General features: G+C 64.2%; 17 protein-coding genes. 3 read left to right on the top strand and 14 right to left on the bottom strand.

Annotated features, from left to right (window positions below; translation table 11 throughout):
* Positions 1 to 8 precede the first annotated feature (8 nt).
* The 3 genes from AC1RJW_RS21635 to AC1RJW_RS21625 form a co-directional block, all read right to left on the bottom strand.
* Positions 9 to 1,556, bottom strand: coding sequence for an MFS transporter (locus AC1RJW_RS21635; RefSeq protein ID WP_493046781.1), 1,548 nt, complete (start codon positions 1,554 to 1,556; stop codon positions 9 to 11).
* A gap of 115 nt (positions 1,557 to 1,671) precedes the next feature.
* Positions 1,672 to 2,589, bottom strand: coding sequence for a LysR family transcriptional regulator (locus AC1RJW_RS21630; RefSeq protein WP_493046780.1), 918 nt, complete (start codon positions 2,587 to 2,589; stop codon positions 1,672 to 1,674).
* A 77-nt stretch (positions 2,590 to 2,666) separates the two neighbouring features.
* Entirely contained in the window at positions 2,667 to 3,365 is a 699-nt protein-coding gene (locus AC1RJW_RS21625; protein ID WP_077401213.1) for a UPF0149 family protein, read from the bottom strand.
* Positions 3,366 to 3,469: 104 nt separating this feature from the next.
* Here AC1RJW_RS21625 and AC1RJW_RS21620 point away from each other — a divergent pair, with 104 nt between their 5' ends.
* Entirely contained in the window at positions 3,470 to 4,483 is a 1,014-nt protein-coding gene (locus tag AC1RJW_RS21620) for a serine/threonine protein kinase (protein ID WP_493046779.1), read from the top strand.
* Between the two features lie 245 nt (positions 4,484 to 4,728).
* Complete coding sequence (locus tag AC1RJW_RS21615) at positions 4,729 to 7,170, top strand: hypothetical protein (RefSeq protein ID WP_493046778.1); 2,442 nt, start codon at positions 4,729 to 4,731, stop codon at positions 7,168 to 7,170.
* Between the two features lie 178 nt (positions 7,171 to 7,348).
* Here AC1RJW_RS21615 and AC1RJW_RS21610 read toward each other — a convergent pair whose 3' ends face one another.
* The 11 genes from AC1RJW_RS21610 to AC1RJW_RS21560 all read right to left on the bottom strand — a co-directional run bounded on the left by AC1RJW_RS21610 (position 7,349) and on the right by AC1RJW_RS21560 (position 17,993).
* A complete protein-coding gene (locus AC1RJW_RS21610) occupies positions 7,349 to 8,302 on the bottom strand; it encodes a hypothetical protein (RefSeq protein ID WP_493046777.1) in 954 nt (317 codons plus the stop codon).
* 267 nt (positions 8,303 to 8,569) lie between these two features.
* Positions 8,570 to 8,944 carry a DUF8785 domain-containing protein gene (locus AC1RJW_RS21605; RefSeq protein ID WP_070224711.1) on the bottom strand — a complete coding sequence of 125 codons (375 nt, stop codon included), beginning with the start codon at positions 8,942 to 8,944 and terminating at the stop codon, positions 8,570 to 8,572.
* A gap of 91 nt (positions 8,945 to 9,035) precedes the next feature.
* Positions 9,036 to 10,280, bottom strand: coding sequence for a TerD family protein (locus tag AC1RJW_RS21600; RefSeq protein WP_493046776.1), 1,245 nt, complete (start codon positions 10,278 to 10,280; stop codon positions 9,036 to 9,038).
* Complete coding sequence (locus AC1RJW_RS21595) at positions 10,277 to 11,263, bottom strand: HpcH/HpaI aldolase/citrate lyase family protein (protein WP_493046775.1); 987 nt, start codon at positions 11,261 to 11,263, stop codon at positions 10,277 to 10,279. The genes AC1RJW_RS21600 and AC1RJW_RS21595 overlap by 4 nt, the downstream gene beginning before the upstream one ends.
* Positions 11,256 to 12,362 carry a cysteine protease StiP family protein gene (locus AC1RJW_RS21590; protein WP_493046774.1) on the bottom strand — a complete coding sequence of 369 codons (1,107 nt, stop codon included), beginning with the start codon at positions 12,360 to 12,362 and terminating at the stop codon, positions 11,256 to 11,258. Before AC1RJW_RS21590 ends, AC1RJW_RS21595 begins: the two co-directional genes overlap by 8 nt.
* Positions 12,359 to 13,111, bottom strand: a complete 753-nt coding sequence (locus tag AC1RJW_RS21585; RefSeq protein ID WP_493046773.1) for an HAD family hydrolase — start codon at positions 13,109 to 13,111, stop codon at positions 12,359 to 12,361. The genes AC1RJW_RS21590 and AC1RJW_RS21585 overlap by 4 nt, the downstream gene beginning before the upstream one ends.
* Positions 13,089 to 14,252, bottom strand: coding sequence for a phosphoribosyltransferase domain-containing protein (locus AC1RJW_RS21580; protein ID WP_493046772.1), 1,164 nt, complete (start codon positions 14,250 to 14,252; stop codon positions 13,089 to 13,091). Before AC1RJW_RS21580 ends, AC1RJW_RS21585 begins: the two co-directional genes overlap by 23 nt.
* Positions 14,249 to 15,286 (bottom strand): ATP-grasp domain-containing protein, encoded by a 1,038-nt coding sequence (locus AC1RJW_RS21575; protein ID WP_493046771.1) that lies wholly within the window; start codon positions 15,284 to 15,286, stop codon positions 14,249 to 14,251. The genes AC1RJW_RS21580 and AC1RJW_RS21575 overlap by 4 nt, the downstream gene beginning before the upstream one ends.
* Before the next feature lie 98 nt (positions 15,287 to 15,384).
* Positions 15,385 to 16,101, bottom strand: coding sequence for a TIGR00266 family protein (locus AC1RJW_RS21570; protein ID WP_035826041.1), 717 nt, complete (start codon positions 16,099 to 16,101; stop codon positions 15,385 to 15,387).
* A 131-nt stretch (positions 16,102 to 16,232) separates the two neighbouring features.
* Positions 16,233 to 16,808, bottom strand: coding sequence for a TerD family protein (locus AC1RJW_RS21565; RefSeq protein WP_046682304.1), 576 nt, complete (start codon positions 16,806 to 16,808; stop codon positions 16,233 to 16,235).
* Positions 16,809 to 16,910: 102 nt separating this feature from the next.
* Positions 16,911 to 17,993, bottom strand: coding sequence for a DUF475 domain-containing protein (locus AC1RJW_RS21560; protein WP_493046770.1), 1,083 nt, complete (start codon positions 17,991 to 17,993; stop codon positions 16,911 to 16,913).
* A 248-nt stretch (positions 17,994 to 18,241) separates the two neighbouring features.
* On the opposite strand from AC1RJW_RS21560, the gene AC1RJW_RS21555 reads away from it, so the two are divergent.
* Positions 18,242 to 18,667 carry a divergent PAP2 family protein gene (locus tag AC1RJW_RS21555; protein ID WP_493046769.1) on the top strand — a complete coding sequence of 142 codons (426 nt, stop codon included), beginning with the start codon at positions 18,242 to 18,244 and terminating at the stop codon, positions 18,665 to 18,667.
* Positions 18,668 to 18,817 lie beyond the last annotated feature (150 nt).

Here is an 18,817-nt window from a genome sequence, read left to right as displayed (position 1 = left end):
AATAAAAGTCAGGCTGCGCGCGGCGGATAGACGCGCGTCGGCAGGATGGGAATGATCACAATCATGGCCAGCGCGATGGCGGCGACAATGAGGTACAGGTCGGACGAGGTCAGGGTGACGACTTGCGCATGCATGCGCTGCGCCAAACCTGGCACGTCCACGACGCCAGGCAGGTTGCCCAGGCGTTCGCTGAGCACCGTCGAATGAAAATGGTTGCGGCGCGTGATCAGGGCATCGAGCACGCCCGTGGCGACGACGGCCGCCATGCCCTTGATGGTGTTGAACCAGGCCGAGGCGAAAGGGCCATCCTGCGGTGCCAGGCCCGTGGTGGCCAGCAGCAGCAAGGGAATCACGGCCATCGGTTGCGCGAAGATCTGCACCGCCTGCAGCAGGTAAAAATGCGTGCGTATCCAGTCCGGCGACATGCGCGCACCGAGCACGCAGGAGAGGGCCAGCAGGGCCAGGCCGATGGCCAGCACCCAGCGGCAGTCGACGGCGCGGATATTGCACAGGGCGGCCACCAGCGGCAGGGCGAGCAACTGCGGCAGCGCCACCATCAGCATCACGGGCGCCGTCTGCAGCGGGCGGTAGGCGTGCACCTGCGCCAGGTAGGACGAGGGGATCAGGATCACGGCCAGCAGCACGAACAGCACGCCGCCCAGGGTCAGCAGGGCGTGGCTGAGGTTGCGCCGCGACAGCAGCTGCAGCTTGAAGAACGGCAGCGGATGCGACCATTCATTGATAAAGAACAATACCAGCAGCAATAGACCGCCGCCCAGCAGCACGCAGATCAGCGGCGAGGCGAACCACGCCAGGCGTTCGCCCTGCAGCAATCCCACCACCAGCATGCTGATGGCGGGCAGGCCCAGCAGCAGGCCGCGCCAGTCGAATTGACGGAAACGCTCGAGGCGCAGCGGGTCTTGCGGCAAGCCCCAGGACACCATCAAGAGGGCGACGATGCTGCCCGGGACGACTTGCCAGAAGGCCCATTGCCAGCCCAGGTACTCGGTCCAGAACGCGGCCAGCGGCGTGCCCAGGCTGGGACCGAAGGTGGCGCTCAGCGCATAGCCGCCCAGGCCATACAGCTTGACGTTCGGCGGCAGGAAGCGCAGCGCCACCGTCATCAGCATGGGCGGCAGGGCGCCGCCGGCCGCGCCCTGCACCACGCGCAGGGCGAGCAGCACGGAGAAATTCGGCGCGAACGGGCATAGCAGGCCAGCGGCCATGCAGACGATGATGGCGGCAGCCGTCAGCCGGCGCAGCGAGAACGTGACAGAGCACCACGGCGCGAAGGCCATGGCCGACACCGAGGCGGCCGCATACAGGGCGACGAGCCAGCTGGCGTCGTCGCGCGCGATGCCCATGGCGCCGCGGATGTCGGCCAGCGCGACCTTGGTGATGTTTTCATTCAGGCCGGACACCAGCACGGCCAGCAGCACGCCGGCCAGGCCCGTGGCCAGGCGCAGGCCGAAAACTGGCGGCGCGGGTGGCACTGGCGGTGAAGGGGGAAGCGGCGCCGTCGTCGGGACGGCGCCGGGGAGCAGTACAGCGGACAAGGGAACTCCGTGGATGAGAATCAGTCCACGCAGTATAGGTAGCCGTTAATCTTGTGAAAATTGATAATTGATGAAGTCTCGATTGCGTCTGGCGCAATGATTTTGGGTTCAGCGCTTATGCGCCCGGTGCGCTGCCGCACAGCGACTTGATCGTCGCGCGCAGCCAGCGGTGTGCGTGGTCGTGATCGAGGCGGGGGTGCCAGGCCTGGAACACGTCGACATTGTCGACGGGGATGGGCAGCTGGAAGGTGCGCAGCTTCAAGCCCAGCCGCTCGACGATGGGCAGCAGGGGCGTGGGCATCAGGGGCAGCAGCAGGCGCGAATCGGCCACGGCGAAGATGGCGGACTGAAAATTGGGCGTGATCAGCGAGACGCGGCGCATGTAGCCCCGCTCGGCCAGGACAGTATCGAAGGGGCCGCGCGCCAGGCCGCGCCGCGAGACGCTGATATGTTCGTATTCGGTAAAGCTGTCCAGGTTGATGGGGCTGTCGAAGATCGGATGGTCGCTGCGGGCGATGCCGACAAAGCCGGTGGAAAACAGGTGCTGCAGCTTGATGTCGGGCGCAAAGGCGCGCCTTGCGCTGATGTACAGGTCGATGCGGCCCGCGTGCAGGGCGTCGTTTTCCGTGGCGCCGTCGCCTTCGGGCACGAAGCGCAGCACCGTGTTCGGCGCATGGCTGGCCAGCAGGTCGCGCAGCTTGCCGCCATACGCGCCGACAAACACGTCGTTGGCGCACAGGCTGAAGGTGCGTTCCAGGGTGCGCAGGTCGATTTCGCGGCCGGACGTGAAGACGGCGTGCGCCTGCTCCACCACGCCGCGCACCTGTTCGCGCAATTCCAGCGCGCGCGGGGTGGGCGCCAGGCCGCGCCCGGAGCGCACGAAGACGGGGTCGCCGATGGCGTCGCGGATGCGCGCCAGGGTGCGGCTCATGGCCGGCGCGCTCAGGTTCATGCGCCGCGCGGCGGCCACGGCGCTGCCTTCCTCGAGCAGGATGTCGAGGGCGACGAGCAGATTCAGGTCGGGGAGTTTCATGCGGCGATTATAGCCCGGGGGCCAGCGCCAGCGCTGCGCCGGCAGGACGCCGGCGCAGCGGGGATGCTATTGCGGTATTACTCGGCTGCCGGCTCTGCGCCGCAGCATTTCTTGAACTTCTTGCCGCTGCCGCAAGGGCAGTCGTCGTTGCGGCCCACTTTCGGCTCTTCGCGCTTCATGGTTTGCACCGGTGCCTTGCGGCGCGGGACCCAGAAACGGTGGATGGCCGGCAGGTTCGCTTCCAGTTCCTGCGCCAGCTTGTGCGCCTTGACCGGGTCTTCCACCAGTTTCAGTTCTTCTTCCTTGATTTCGTCGGCGCCCAGCAGGTAGATCGGCTGCATCAGCTCGGCCACTTCGGAATCCCAGATTTCGTTCCACGAGCCTGGACGCAGTTCCATGCCGTCCCAGAAGCCCCAGCACCAGGCTTCGGCGTCGATCAGGGTCTGGCCTTCGTAGTCGTGTTCGACGAACAGCGCTTCGAATTCCTTGGGCGCCACTTCAAACGTCACCAGCACTTCGTTCATGAAGCGCATGATCAGGTTGACGATGCGCTCTTCTTCCTTGCTGTTCTTGAATTTCGGCGCATCTTCGGCATCTTCGCCCCACACGCGCGGCAACCACTCTGCCGGCATGATCGGTTCCGGACCGATGGCGACGGCCGTCAGATAGCCGTGCAGCATATCCATGGTCATGGCGTCTTCGGAGCACCGGTCCGACAACAGGAATTGGTCTAATTCGTCGAATTCTTTTTCTGATAATGGCTGTTCGAGTTGCATGGCTTGCTCTTTGTATTGAATATAAGCCGCCAGTATACGCCTTGCGGCGCTTCATCACCGAAGTGTTTGCACCGGCGGCCCGCGCGCGCCTTACAATGTCGCTTATGCACAATGAAAACCAGCCGCACGAGGACGACCGGCCCGTCCATCCCTTTTCCGCCCTGAGCCCCGATTGCGTGCTCGACGCCCTCGATAGCGTGGGCTTGCGCGGCGATGGCCGCCTGCTGGCGCTGAACAGCTATGAAAACCGCGTCTACCAGGTGGGCATCGAGGACAGCGCGCCCCTGGTGGCGAAGTTTTACCGTCCCGCGCGCTGGAGCGATGCGGCCATCCTGGAAGAGCACGCGTTCGTGTCCGACCTGGTCGAGCGCGAAATCCAGGTAGTGCCGGCGCTGGCGATCAACGGCAGCACCCTGCACCAGTACCAGGGCTTCCGCTTTGCCGTCTTCCCCCGCCACGGCGGCCGCGCGCCCGAGCTGGACGACCCGGCCACCCTGGAATGGATAGGGCGCTTCATCGGCCGTATCCACGCCGTCGGCGCGCTGTCCGCCTACAAGGAACGCCCGGCCCTCGATCACCAGACGTTCGGCGTCGAACCGCGCGAATTCTTGCTGGAGGGCAACTTCCTGCCGCCCGAACTGCTGGCCGCGTATTCCAGCGTGGCGCAGCAGGCGCTCGACGGCGTCAAGCGCTGCTACGACCGCGCGGGCGACGTGGCCGTGCTGCGCACGCATGGCGACTGCCATGGCGGCAACGTGCTGTGGACGGACGCCGGCCCCCATTTCGTCGATTTCGACGATAGCCGCATGGGCCCGGCCATCCAGGACCTGTGGATGATGCTGTCGGGCGAACGCGGCGACCAGGTGCGCCAGATGAGCGACATCCTGGCCGGCTACGAGGATTTCTGCGATTTCGACCCGCGCCAGCTGTACCTGGTCGAAGCGCTGCGCACCCTGCGCCTGATCCATTATTCGGCCTGGCTGGCGCGCCGCTGGGACGACCCCGCCTTCCCCGTCGCCTTCCCATGGTTTAACACGCAGCGCTACTGGCAGGACCGTATCCTGGAACTCAGGGAGCAGGTGGCCTTGATGGATGAGGCGCCCCTCTGGCCCATCTGAATGAGTATTTTGCCAATAAAACCGTAGCGAGCGGCAGTGATTTGTGGTCGAGAAGCGCAACTGGGCTGAAGCCCAGTGAGCATCGCCGGCCGCAAAGCGCGACGCGCAGTAGGTTTGATTGGTGAAATGATGAAAAGGGCGGTAAAACAGGCTCTTCTTGCCGCGCTGATTTGTGCATGCCTGTTCGATAATGGTGGTAATAAATTCCCATAAGCAACGGAATTCACCCGAATAAGCGAGAAATCATGCAAGCACAGCAAAATCAGCGCCAGGCCGCCTCCCTCACCGTCGCGTATTCCGCCGACGACGAGTTCGACCAGGACAGCATCGTTTCGCTGCATGATTTCAAGGACCTGGAGCGCAAGGCGGAAGCGCCAGCGCCGGTTCCAGCCGCTCCTGCCACTCCTATGTCCGAGCCGCAAGCCGAGCCGGCAGCGGAAACCGACAGCAAGGCGCCCGCCGCGGAACGCCAGAAAATGGAATTGAAGGCCATCCACGAGGCGATTGCCCGCGTGGAAGCGGAAGCGAAGGCCACCTGCGCCGCCGAAAGCCGGGCCCTGGCCGAGGCGCGCGTGCGCTCGCTGGCCGAGGACCGCGCCGCCATCGACGCCGCTGCGGCCGCCGCCGCACAGCAAAATGCGCAGGCAGCCGAGGAAGCGATCGCCGCCAACCGCGAACGCCTCGACACCATGCGCGCCGCCGCGCAGGCCAGCGTGGCCCGCCTGGAAGCCGTCAAGCAGGAGACAGCCGAACTGCGCGCGCGCGTGGAGTCCGACAATGAAATCCGCCTGGCCGCGGAACAGCGCGCCCGCGCCGAGCAGGAAAGCCGCTTGCGCGCCAGCGAGCAGGTGGCCGTGCAGTCGGAACTGGCCGAGCAGGCCGCCCGCGCCGCCGAGGAATTGCAGGTACAGACGGAGCAGGCGCGCCTGCAGGCCGTCGAGCGCGTCGCCGCCGTGCAGGCGGCCAAGGAAGAAATGGTGGGCATCGCCTCGGCCGACGCCAGAGTCGCCGTGCTGGCCCGTGAACGCGAGCGCCATGCGCACGGTGCGCGCCAGACGGCGCAGATGCTGGCCGAAGCGGAAAGCGAAGCGCTGGACTTGACGGTGCAGCGCGAGCGCGCCGACCAGATCGCGCTGGAATCGGCCTTCAACCGCGCCGCCGCCGAAGTGCGCGCCCTGGAAGAAGCGCGCGCGCTGGCGCACCTGGAACAGGAACGCGAAGCCATCGCTCTGGCGCAGGCGGAATCGGAACGCCATGCGGCGCAGTCGCTGCGTTTGCGCCTGCAGACGGAAAAGGAATTGCGCGATGCGGCCATCCACCGCGAGCGCCTGGAAATGGTCGCCGTGGCCAGCGCGCAGGCGCGCCGCGACGCCGACGTGCGCATCCTGGCCGCCACGGAGGCGCGCATCGAGGTGGATCGCCAGCTGCGCGCCGTTGCCCTGGCCCGCGTGACCGCAGAACAGGATGCGGAAATCGCCGGCCACGCCAAGCTGGAAGCGGAAACGGCGGCCCTCGAAGAAACCAAGGCCCGCGAAGCGGCCGAGCAAGCGGCCGCCGTGGCGGCCGCCCGCGAACTGGAAGAGCAGCAGCGCGCCGCCAGTCTGGCGCACGAACGCGCCGAACTGGCGCGCCAGGCGGCGGAACTGGCCGCCAGCCAGAATGAAGCCGAGCAGGCCGAGGTCGATGCCGGCAAGGCGACACTGGCTGCGCAAGCGCAGGCAGCGCAACTGGCACAGGAAAAAGCCCGCCATGCAGAGCAGCTGCTGCAGGCCGAGCAGGAGCGTCTGGCGGCCGAACAAGCCGCCATCGCCGCCTTGAAAGAAAAACTGGAAGCGGAAGCGCTGGCGTGCCACGCGGCGCAGGAGCGCATCGCCGCCGAAGGCGCGCAAGCGGAACTGCTGCGCGGCCAGCACGCCGCCGAACAGGCTTTGCGGGAAGCGTCGCAAAAGGAAGCCGACGCCATCCGTATCCTGATGGATCAGGCGCTGGTCGAAGGTGAACAGAAAGCCGCCGCCGCGCAAGCCGTGCAGGCGCAGGCGCGCCTGGCCGTGGAACTGGGACAAGTGCATAGCGAGCGCGCCCGCGTGGAAGAAGACAAGGCGCAAGCTGCCGAAGCGCTGCTGGCATCCGAGCGCGATTTCGTCGCGGCCGAGCGCGAGTCGCTGGCGCTGATTGCGCAAAAACTGGTGCAGCAGCGCCAGACCAGCAGCGCCGAAGAGCGTGCATCGCAAGCCATTGCCGGACGACTGGAAGCGGAAAAGCAGGCGACGGCGGCAGCCGAAACGCGCGCCGCCATGGAACAGCAGGCTCTCGACGCCATGCGCCAGCGCGAGCAGATGGAACTGGCCGCGCAGCAGGCCGCCGGCGAGAAGCTTGCCGCGCAGCAAGCCTTGCTGGCCAGCGCCCAGGCCCACGCCGCCCTGCAGCGCAAGGCGGCCGAGACGACGCGCGCGATGGCCGAGGCCAAGCAGCAATTGCTGGAGATGGAAACGGCGCGCGCGCAGCAGCAGGAGCGCGAACTGGCCGCCCTGCGCGCCAGCCTGGAGCAACCGCAAAGCGCGTTTTCCAGCTCCCTGACCGCCGCCCGCGCGAAAGCAGAACAGGTCAGCTCGGCCAGTTTGACGCGCGAAGTGATCGAGCGCCTGACGCAGCCGAACGAAGCTGGCGCCGTCTGGCGCTCGCGCTAGGCAGGATACCGAACCAAACCTACTGCGCGGCGCGCTTTGCGGCTGGCGATGCTCACCGGCTCGGCGCCCCCGTACTAAAGTACGGTTGCGCTTCTCAGCCACAAATCACTGCCGCTCGCTACGGTTTTGTTCGATATCGTTACTTTAGTGGAAGAGCAAGATTTTTTAGGTTTTTCCATCAGAATTTTCTCCCCACTCCCACCAAAATGACATCCGCATCGCGGTGATAATCGGTGATGACCCGGTTCCACGCCACCTGCGCCACCCAGCGGCGGTCGACGTGGTAGCGGGCCACAGCCGACAGCAAGCCTGTCAGGCGCGTGCCGTGGCCCTGGGTGTCGCGCCCGTCCCACGCCAGGTAGGGGCCGCCGCCCATGCCGAACTCCACCTTTTCATTGAGCGAGCGGATCAGCCACAGCTGGGCGGCGATGCCGCGGCGGTGCGCCAGGTCGGTGCTGCCTTCGTCGAGGGCGGTGACGGTCCAGTCCACGTATTTTCCCGCCGCGCGCCGGTATTCCAGCGTGAACGGGCGCGAGGACTCGGAGCGCAAGCTGTTGACGATGGTGTGGCCGGTCGATAAGGTCAAGGTGTCGTCGTGGGCCCAGTTCTGCAAGTGCAGTTTGGCGCCCGGCACGCCGTCATAGCGGTAGCCGGCGCCGATCAGCAGGTGCGTGGTGTTGTCCTTGCCGTCGGGCTTGATGCGGTTGAGCTGCGCTTGCGCATACCAGCGGTTGTCGAACTGCCAGCGCGCCTGCAGGCTGACGATGGAGCCCCAGCCGTGGTCATTGTCGAAATTGTGCAGGCCGTCGTCGGTCCTGGCCGTGTCGAAGAAGAAGTAGCGGCCCGCACCGGCGCCCAGCATCAGGCCCTCGTCCACCTTTTTCGTGCGCAGCCAGACCTGGCCCGCCATGCCATCGCGGTGATGGTCTTGCGGGTGCCCTTCGTTGATGTAGGACAGGCTGACGGCATTGTAGTTGCCCACCGGCTGCGTGTAGCTGACGGCGGCGACAAAGGTGCGTTCATTGGTCGCGTTGACTTTCAGGGCGCCGGCCATGCCGGAGATATCCTGTGCCTGGGCGGACAGGGTAAGCGAGGCGGCCAGCAAGGCCAGGGCGGCGGGGCGTATGCGCATGGTATTTCCGGTCGTGGTGATACACGCTAACGGTGGACAGGCTGGACGTGTTGCGTTAGCGCAAGCATCGTGTTTTTACTATGTCAATGAACAGTTACAGTCACAATTCATTGCGAGTGTACAAGAAAGTGAGAATGTGTGAGATTCGCCATCCTTGCCAGGCATTTTTTGCCGGAAGTGGATCGGTGGCTGGAGGGGGATGGCGCCGGCACGAGTATGGCTGGCCGGCGCGGGATTGCTGGACTTGCGGTCGTCTTGCTGTCTCTATTACTGGCTCAATACCACTTTATCGGCAAAATATTCCGTCTCGCCGAAGCATTGCGTGGGTACGCCCTTGTGCTGGCTGTAAGTGACGAGGATGCGCTTGCCGGCGGCAGCCGACAGCTGCTTCGCCACTTCCTCGTCGCGCACGCTGAACTGAAATTTTTCCGGGATGGTGCCCGGCAGCGCCGTCAGCAGCAATTCACCCTCCCAGGTCTTGCAGATCCAGCCCCGTTTGGAGAACTTTTGCAGGTAACCCGCCCGTTCGCCTTCCGAGTACGAGAAGCTGAGGGCCATCCACGTGTAGGCGGCCAGCAGCAGGAAGCCGGCCACGAGGAAGATGGCGAAGGCGAAGGTGACTTTTTTGGTCGTAGGGGTCATGGTAGGGTTGTCTAGGTAAAAAAATGGGGATGCTTAAAAATGTTCAGGGCAAGGCAATGCAACGCCGCCATGGACTTTTTTAAGCGTTTCCTCAGTCTTTGCGGCCGGCTTTCCAGTTGAGGCCAAAGCTGTATCGCTCGTCCATGGCCTGGTGCGCCGTGATTTTACCTTGGCCGCCGAAGTATTCCACCAATTTCGTCACCTGCAGGTTGCCGCCGTGGTTTTCCAGCATGGCGATGGCGCACATGGCGTGCTGGCTGTCGCTGTCGAGGCGCACTTCCACGGTCGGCTGGCCGGGAATCTCGATCGTCACGACGCCATCCGTGGCGGCCCAGTTCGGCACTCCTTCGTAGATGAAGGCGTAGACGAGCACGCGCTTGATCTGGTCGAAATGGGTGCCGTTGATGAAGATGTTTTCACCGCTGCTGACGCTGCCCGTGCGGTCGTCGCCCTCCAGGTGGATGTACGGCGGACGGTCGTAGGCACCCCAGCTGTTGCCCAGCGCCTGCACGGCGCTCTTGGCGCCATTGCTCATCTCGAACAGGCAGCCGATGTCGAGGTCGATGCCGCCCGAACGGCCGGCCGGCTTGTTGAACAGCTTGCCGAGGAAACCCGTATCGAGCTTCGACGCGGGCGCCTGGCCTTGCGACGCGTTCTGGTTCCAGTTCAGGTTGACGCGGATGCGGCCATAGCCGCCGCTGTCGCGCTTGTCGAGCGAAATCTTGTCGCCGCGTTTTTCCAGGCGGATCTTCGACAGCGAGATTTTATTCGCCGCCGGCGGCGCCGCTGGCGTTGGCACGGGAAACGGTGCAGGAGCCGGGGCTGATTGCGACGCCTCGCTGCCGCCGAAGTGCTTCAGCAGCGCCGCCAGGCCGCCCGCGAAACCCTGGCCCACGGCGCCGAAGCGCCAGCTGCCGTCGCGGCGATACAGTTCGCCGATGATGACGGCTTTTTCGTCCTGGAAATCATTGCCCGTGAAGGCGAAGGTGGCGGCCTGGCCCAGTGTCATGCTGGAGTTGCCCAGCGCGCGCATGCTGCCCTGTTCCGTCGCCGCCGTGAATACCAGCTTGTCGATGGCGGCGGGCAGGCGGGAAAGGTCGATCTGGAACACGGAGCGCGGGCCGTTCAGCTCCACCGTGACGGCGTTGTCCGGCGCGCTTTTCTGGTTGTAGAACACCATGTAGCGGTCGTCCGACAGCTTGCCGGCCGCATCGACGCCGAAGCAGCTGACGTCCACTTCCATCGAGCCCGAAACGATATCGAGCGTGACGGCAAACGGGCCATTCAAGCCCAGGTCAGCCAGTTTACCTTTTTGTCCGCGTGTGAAATTGGTCATGGTCGTGCAATCCCTTCGTCGCTTGAGAGTTGAGTCAATGAGGTAGTCGCCTGGTGCGCGGCGGCGTTGTCGGCCGCATGGCGGATGCCGAACAGGCGCGCCTGCTCGATGATGCGCAGGGCCCAGCTGCTGTGCGTGGCCACTTCGCACATCGATTCCTGCATGCGGAACACGGCCGGGCTGTCCGGGTCGATGATGCGCAGCGCCAGTTCGATGTCCGACTGCGCCACCTGGTAGTGGCGCTCGATCTGCGGCACCTGGTCCGGGTGGATGGCCGTCTTGGCGATCATGCCGTGCGCCATGTCCTGCGCCACTTCGGCGTCCAGCCAGCTGCCTTGCGACAGGTGCTCGAAGACGGGCGCCGTCAGCTGGAAGCCGTGCGGCTTGAAGATGGTGACCAGGCGGCCGATGACCTGGCCCAGCGGCGTCTGGTAGATGGTGCCGCTGGTGGGGCGGCGCAGGCCCAGCAGGGCTAATAAATCGTTGCCGCCGATGCGCAGGGCCAGGATGCGGCGCCGCACTTCCGGTGCCGACAGGAGGATGCGGAACTGCTTCATTTCCTCGTCGTCGAACACTTCCGCCGTTTCCAGGGTCGGCATCAAGAGGTGATGCGTGTGGCGCACCAGCTCGAAATATGTGGCGAAATTGTGGCGCGTGGATTTCGGCAGCACGAAGCCGCTCAATTTGTCGGCGCCCGGCATGGCCAGCACGCGCGCCAGCACCTCGAGATTGCGCACGCGCACGAAGCGCAGGGTATCCGATTCGTCGGCCATGTTTTGCAGCGCCAGCGACAGATTGAACAGCGCGTAACTGAGGTCGCGCTCGGCGATGGCGTCTTCGGTGCAAAGTATGACCGAGCGCAAATGGCTGAATTTGTCGCCATTGGCGATTGCCAGCAAGTCCTTGTGCGTGGTCGGCACATACATGGAGGCGCCCAGCGCCGCCTTGTGCTCACTTTGTGGGTGTAGGGAGTTGTTATCCATCGACTGCGCTCCTGATAAGGGCGACCGCCTGGTAAGGCAGCGCCGGTTCTACTGTGACGGGTATGGCTTTTTCCTGCGCCAGAAGCAGCAAATGTGCCACGTCCGGCGCATTCGTGTCGCGCACGATCAGGCGCTCGGGCACGCGGCGCAGCAGCACGCGCGTCGCTTCGCCGATGCCTGGCTTGATCAGGTTGATGTCGCTGATGCCGTATTGCTGCTGCGCGGCGGCCATGTAGGCTTGCGAGCGGGCCGCCATGGCTGGCGCGTCGCTCGCTTCGGCCAGCGGGATGCCGCTGCTGGCGGCAATCGCCATGGCGTCGGCCACCAGGCCGTCGGCGAAATCGCGCGACTGGTCGTGCTGCTCGAACTGCGCGTAGTACACGCAGCCGTGGAAGTCGTCCGGGCCAATGGCATCATTCAATACGGAGCGGCTGACCAGACCCGAAACGGTGGCATTCAAGATGCTCGACGGGATCAGGTAGTCGCCCGACGAGGCGGCGCAGGCGGCCGTGCCGGCCAGGTCGGACAGCACGAACAGCCCGCCATCGATCGCCGTGCCATTGGCCGCGTTGAAGTCGTGGACCGTCTGGCGCAGCTCGCGCGAAATCACGCCCTTGCCCGTCCAGCCGTCGACGAAGACGAGGGAGGCGTCACCGTGGCCCTGCGCCAGGATATGTTTCAAGGCATTCGCGTCGATGCCGCGGTCGCGGATGATGGAGACGGAATAATGGCTGCATGCACGCTGGAATACCTGGCGCAGCAGGTGCCCGAGGATGACGCCCACGGGCGTGCCGGCGCGCGCCAGCGACACCAGCGTGATGGGGCCAGTGCGGCGCGCCGCGATCAGGGCTGCCAGGCGCAGGCAGTCGCGCGCCATCTGCAGGCGGTTGGCCGCGAACGCGCTCTGGAACAGGGCCAGGTAGGCGGGCGAGGGCAGGGATTCCGGCGACAGCATTTCACTGTAGTGGCGCTGGCCGGACTGGATCAAGCGCTCTTTTTCGGCCAGGTCGAGAATCGGTTCGAGCGCCATCGGCGTGAGCAGAAACTCCACGTCTTCCTGGCGGTAGCTGCCGCTGAAATGCCGCGTGCTGTCGCTCATAGCGCCGCCACCGTGAGGGCCGCCAGCTGGGTGCCGTTGGGGATGATGGCGTAGTCGCAGGCGGCCATGAAGCGCGCGTCCGAGCGGCTGTCGCCCATGCCGAAGCTGACGATGGGGCCATGTTCGGCTTCCAGTTCCGCGCGCAGGTAGGCCACGGCGCGTGCCTTGTTCAGGCTCTTGGGCAGCACGGCCAGGTTGTTGCCGTTGCGGTGGATGAAGTAGTCGGCGCCTTCACCGGCGATCCACTGCTGCAGCACCTGTTCTTCGATGTCGGCCAGGCGTTCGCCGCGTGCTTCATGGTCCTTGACGACGATGTAGAACGGCGTGTTGTAATCCTCGATCAGGCGCGCGCGCGAAGGCATGCCCGTCCTGGCCTGGAAATCGTCGATGATGCGCATGGCGTCCCGCAGGCCGGGCAAGGCCGTCTGCATGTCGTTCTGCATCAGGGCCAGCCAGCCCGCGTCGAGCGCGCCGCCTGGCTGCAGCACGATGCCGCCGTAATCGAGCACGCTGTAGCTGGTAAACGGCAGGTCGACACGGCGGAAGGCGTCGCCATTCCTCGCCGTGGCGGGGATCAGGGTCATGCCGCTTTGCGCGAAATCAAAGAAGGCGCGCTGGCGCGCCGTCGTAAACGAGCAGGCGTCGCCATTTTTCAAATAGGCGGCCGCTTGCAAATCGGTCTCGCCCGGGCATTTTTTCGGGGTCTGGAACAGTGTGTCGTCCAGATCAACAAACAGGAATTTCTTCAATTTTGGTCTCTGACTGAAAGTGGAACAGGCGGCCGTTCAACTGGCCGGCGAGTTGCATGAGGGCCGGGCTGGCCGGGGTTTCATGGCAGATGAAGACGTGCTGGTACTGGCCAGGCGCCACGTTGTACAGGTAGTTGGCGATGCCTTCGCCGTAATTGTCGTCGCATTGGACGATATGGCCGACGGAGCCCCACGACAAAATGGGCGAGCGCGTGGTCGACTGCACCACCACGTTCTTGCCCAGCGCTTCGAGTTCGCGCGCCAGCAAAAACGACGGGTGCATGAATTCGCCCGTGCCCAGCACCAGCACGGAGTCGCCAGCGCCGATTTCCTGCGCCAGCTGCACCGCCAGGCCTTGCGGCGGCGCCAGGGCACGGCCCACGCCGATGCGGCCAAAGGCGGGGCTGGCGCCCCGTTCTTCGTTGGCCTCGAAGCGCTGCGCGCTGGCCGCTATCGGAGCAGGCGCAGCACCGGCCTGGAAGGCGTAATGGCCGGAGAGGGCCGCGCCGATGGTCGTGGGCAGGCCGAAACGCTCACTCAAGCCCGCGTTGGCGGCCTGGCCCATGAAATTGGTGATCACGCCCAGGTGCAGCTTTTCCAGCTGCGGATAGCGCGCGCGGCACACTTGCACCAGATTGGCGAAGGTATTGCCGGTCGACGCTTCATCGTCGATCAGCACCAGGCTGCGGGCCGTGGAAAACAGGGCGCTGGCCGCGTCGGACAGGTGCAGGAACTGGCGCGGCGCGTGGCTGTGCGATTCCTCGAACTCGAAGAAGGGCACCGTGCCCACGCGGTAGCGCGAGCTGTGCAAAAACAGCGCCTTGCAGGAAGAGCCGGGGTTGGCGCGCAGCCAGGCCTCGAACACGCCCTGGCCCAGGCCGACGGCCGTTTCCGCCATGGCGATGAAGACGACGGGGCCGGGCAGGCTGGGGGGAATCTGCGCGGCCAGGTCGTCGTGGATGGCTTGCATGGCGCGCGGCGTGACGGGCCAGTGCTTGCCCAGCACCTTGGACAGGAACAAAAAGCCCCGTTTGGCGTTGGCGCGCGCGGCAAAGCCGATCAGCCAGTCGAGCGGAAAGCGCGCCTCGTCCACCTTCAGGGTCAGTTCGCCTGTGGGCATCTGCTGCTTGACGAGGTTCATGGCAGCTCCACGGCATAGGCGGCTTCGCCCACGCGCATGCCTTCTTGTATGGCGGGCACGGTGAGCTTGTCGAAACCCTGGTCGAAACCGGCCAGCGCCAGGTAGGGCAGGTTGGGGCCGGCCGCGCAGGCCATGCCGATGCCGCCCGACATGCGCGGGTTGATCTCCAACAAAGCCAGGCCATTCGCGCCTTCGCGGAACTGGATGTTGAAGACGCCGTTCAGGCGGTAGTCGCGCGCCAGTTTGCCGCAGGCGGCCAGCAGGTCGGCGCGCAGCTCGATCAGCTGGCCGCTGCCGCCCCCATGCAGCTTCTTGCGCGGCACGGCGCAAATGAGCTTGCCCTGGTCGGCGACGCAGTCGGCGCTGTATTCGTGGCCGTCGAGGTATTCCATCAGCAGCAGGGTCTTGAACGATGCCATCTGCGCCAGGCCGTTGCGCAGCTCTTGCGCATTGATCTGGTAGGCGGCGCCGGCCAGCAGCAGCTGGGCGCTGGTGCGCTCTTCATCGAGTATGGCAAAGCCCAGCGCATACACGGATTCGGACGGCTTGATGCACAGTTTGCCGTGCAGCGGGCGCAGTTCGGCGTAGGCCGCGTCGTATTCTTCAATGGTGGTCACGGCGCGGTAGTCGGCCGGGCGCGCCATGGGCAGGTCGAGACCCTCGCAGAAGCGCGCCTTGTCATGCATCAAGGCCAGGGTCTCTTCGCTGGCCACGCTGAGCACGCGCGTGCCGATGGCGGCGAAGCGCGCGCTGGCGCTGCCGATCAGGCCCGCTTCCTTGCCGGGCCAGAAAATCGTGATGCCCCGGTCGCGGCAAAATTCCAGACACCACTCGACATAGTTGTGGCCCGTCAGGCCCGACGGTTCGACCGCGTATTCGTGCGCCGACAAAAAGGCCGCCGCGTGCGCATTCGTATTGCTGCACACGATGTGATAGCGGGGCGCACCGCCCGTGGCGGCGCTGTCGGCTTCGCGGATCAGGCGCATGGCCGTGCCGACCGAGGAAAATGTTTTGTTGAACCAGACTCTTTGCATGTACGGGGACCGGGTGGAAATAGGGGAAGCCGCGCGCAGGTGCGCGCGCGGGCAGTGTAGCCAGAAAAACTTAACCTGGCCTTATAGAGGGGAGGGAATCAGCCAGCCTTGCCGCTGGCAGTCCATTTTAAGAATGCGTCGCGGTTGCGCGAGCAGATGAATACCTTGCCCGAGCCGGAAAAGCGCAGCACGATGCCTTCGCCGCTGGTCACGCTGTTGACGATATTGCCGAGGAAGCCGCCGATGCCGCCGCCGCTGGCACCGCCGCCCGTGGTCACGGAAATCTCGTATTTCAGGCTATTGTCCCAGCACACCACGTGGGAATTGTCGATCACGACGTCCTTGCCCGGCTCGACGTCGAGCTGGAACATGGAGCCGAAGCCCGACACCACCACTTGTCCCGTGCCGGCCGTTTCCATGACGAAGAAGCCGCCCGACTGCGCGAACAGCGCGTTGCCGATGCTTTGCGTGCGCACCTTCATTTCCGTGCCCGAGGTGGCGGCGACAAAGGCGCCGTCGTTGAGCAGGTACTGGCGCGCGCCCACGTCGACCACTTCGATGGCACCCGGCAGGGTGGGCGAGAGCAGGCAATCGCCGCTGCCGCGCACCGCTTCGATATGCTGCTGGAAGAACGATTCGCCATTCGCGAAGCGGCGCATGATGGCGCTGCCCAGGCCACCCGTCATCTTGCCCTTCAAATCGAGCGCCGTTTCCATCATCACCATCGCATCGGATTCGCAGTAGATGGTTTCGCCCTGCTTCATGCTGACGTGGAGGAAGGGATCGACGTCGCCCGTGACACTAAATACTGGCATGATAAATCTCCAAAAAAAAGCCGCCTGATCTGTGCAGGCGGCAGTAATGATATGACAAAAGTGCAATTCACCCCGGAAAACCGTCGCGCGCACGCTCGATGCGCGGCGCGGCAGGTTTAACGAGCGTGAATTTAGGCGTTCACGCCGAACGAGCGGGCCAGAGGGCCCAGGCCGCCGTTGAAACCCTGGCCGATAGCCTTGAACTTCCATTCGCCGTTGTAGCGGTAGATTTCGCCAAAGATCATCGCCGTTTCCGTCGAGCTGTCTTCGGACAGGTCGTAGCGGGCGATTTCTTTTTCGCCTTCCGCGTTCAGGCAGCGGATGAAGGCTTTCGAGACCATGCCGAAGTTCTGGCGGCGCGCATCGGCGTCGTGGATGGTGACGGTGATGCTGATGCGGTCGATGTCGGCTGGCACGCGGGTCAGGTCGATTTCGATGCGCTCATCGTCGCCTTCGCCTTCGCCGGTCGTGTTATCGCCCGTGTGCACGACGGAGCCGTCGGTCGACTTCAGGTTGTTGTAGAAGATGAAGTCAGAGTCGCCACGGACTTTGCCGTCGCTTTTCAGGAGGAATGCGCTACCGTCAAGGTCGAAGGTGGCGCCGTCCGTCGAACGAGGATCCCAGCCGAGGCCGACGATGATCTTCTTCAGGTTCGGTGCTTCCTTGCTCAGGTTGACGTTGCCGCCTTTTTGCAAACTGATTGCCATGTGGTGCTCCTTTTCAGTAAATAACTCAAACATGCCTTCATGGGATGAGCGCATAAGACGCTCGTGCCATCACTCTCTCAATTGGGGGCGGAACCCCCGATTTCAAGCTTGTGCCGCGTGCCGTTTGCGATAACGCAAGGACGACCACAGCGAGACCAGGATGAAGGCCACGCCCGACAGGCCCGTGAACCACTCCGGAATATGGTACTTGACGGATGCCAGCATGATCAAGGCGAGGATGCCGATCGCATAATGGGCGCCGTGCTCGAGGTAGACGAATTCGTCCAAGGTGCCCTTGTGCACCAGGTACACCGTCATCGAGCGCACGAACATGGCGCCGATGGCGAGGCCCAGCATGATGATGACCACATCGTTGGTGATGGCGAACGCGCCGATCACGCCGTCAAAGCTGAACGAGGCGTCCAGCACTTCCAGGTACAGGAAGCCGCCGATACTGCCGCGCGCCACCGTTTTTACCAGGTCGCCATTGCCGTTCTTGGCTGGCGCGGCGCCTTCTTCGGCGTCATCCTGCAAGTCCGGTTCGCCTTCTTCCAGCAAGCCGCTGATCCAGTTTACGCCGATGTAGACGGCGATGCCGACGATGCCCGACGCGAGCACGCTGTATTTGGCTTGCGCAGGACCCATCGCCACGCAGGCAGCCACGGCGCCCATGGTGATCAGCACGGCCAGGCTTTCGGTGCCCAGCGCGTTGACTTTTTCCTCGGCCCAGCCCAGCCAGTGCAATTCCTTCTCGTCGTCGAACAGGAAGTTCAGGAACACCAGCAGCAGGAAGGCGCCGCCGAAGGCCGCCACTTGCGCGTGGTTGTCCGTCAGGTGCTTGGCATACACATCCGGCGTCGTGGTGGCCATGGTCCACACATCGACCAGGCCCAGGCCCGTGGCGACGGAAACGATGACCAGTGGAAACAGCAGCCGCATGCCGAAGACGGCTACGAGGATACCGACCGTGAGGAACAGTTTTTGCCAGAATTCATTCCAGTGACGCAAGACCGAGGCATTCACCACGGCATTGTCAAACGACAGCGACACTTCCATGACGCCCAGCACGCCCGTGATCCACAGGGCATTGATCAGGCCGGGCATGCCGCCATGGCTGTAACCCCACCAGCCCGACACCGCCATCAAGACAAAAGTGACTAAAAAGGAAATTCTGAAATGCCGCATGAGTACCCCGTTGCAAGTATGAAAGACGTTTGATTATCCGCGCCGCTGTGCGCGCCGCACTCAGTGTTGATATACGTCAATTGTTGTATATGCCATGATTTTATATTAGTTGCCGCCGGGGGCGGCGTTTTATAGACCGGCAACAGACAGTTCTGCTGGCGCGGACGATCTGCGATAATTGCGGCGCGCCCATCCGGCTGCCGCAGTTTCTTGCACACTCTCGACATATATATAAGAAGGAATACCCCGTGGATATCGCTTACCTCGTCACGCCCCTGATCACCTGGATCCTGGTCGGACCGATCAAATTCCTGATCAACAGTGTCCGCACGCGGCAATGGGCGTTCGGCCTGGTCGGCAATGGCGGCTTTCCCAGCAACCATAGCGCCGTCGTGTCCAGCATGGCCACCTTGATCGCCTTGCGCGAAGGCATCGGCCACCCCGCCTTCGGCGTGGCCGTGACCCTGGCTTTCATCGTCATCATCGACGCCAACAGCCTGCGCCAGCACGTGGGCAAGCAGGCGGCCGCCATCAACCGCCTGGCGGGGGAAGCAGCCAGCCCCGCGCACAAGACCTTGCGCGAGCGCATGGGCCATACCCTGGTGGAAATCGCCGGCGGCCTGTGCACGGGCGTGGCGATCGGTTTCCTGATCAACTACGTTTTCGGCCGCTAAGCGCCTTTCCTCCTGAAACGCAAAACCCCGCTTCAAGGCGGGGTTTTGCGTTTCAGGGCGTAAAAACTACGTTTCATCCATTGAATAAAGCATTACAGGAAACGGCCGATTGACATGCCCGGATGCGCTCATGGATACTTTGGCGCTTGT

The sequence above is a fragment of the Janthinobacterium sp. GW822-FHT07A03 genome (genome assembly GCF_058798815.1).
This window is presented reverse-complemented; position numbering and strand designations above follow the sequence as displayed.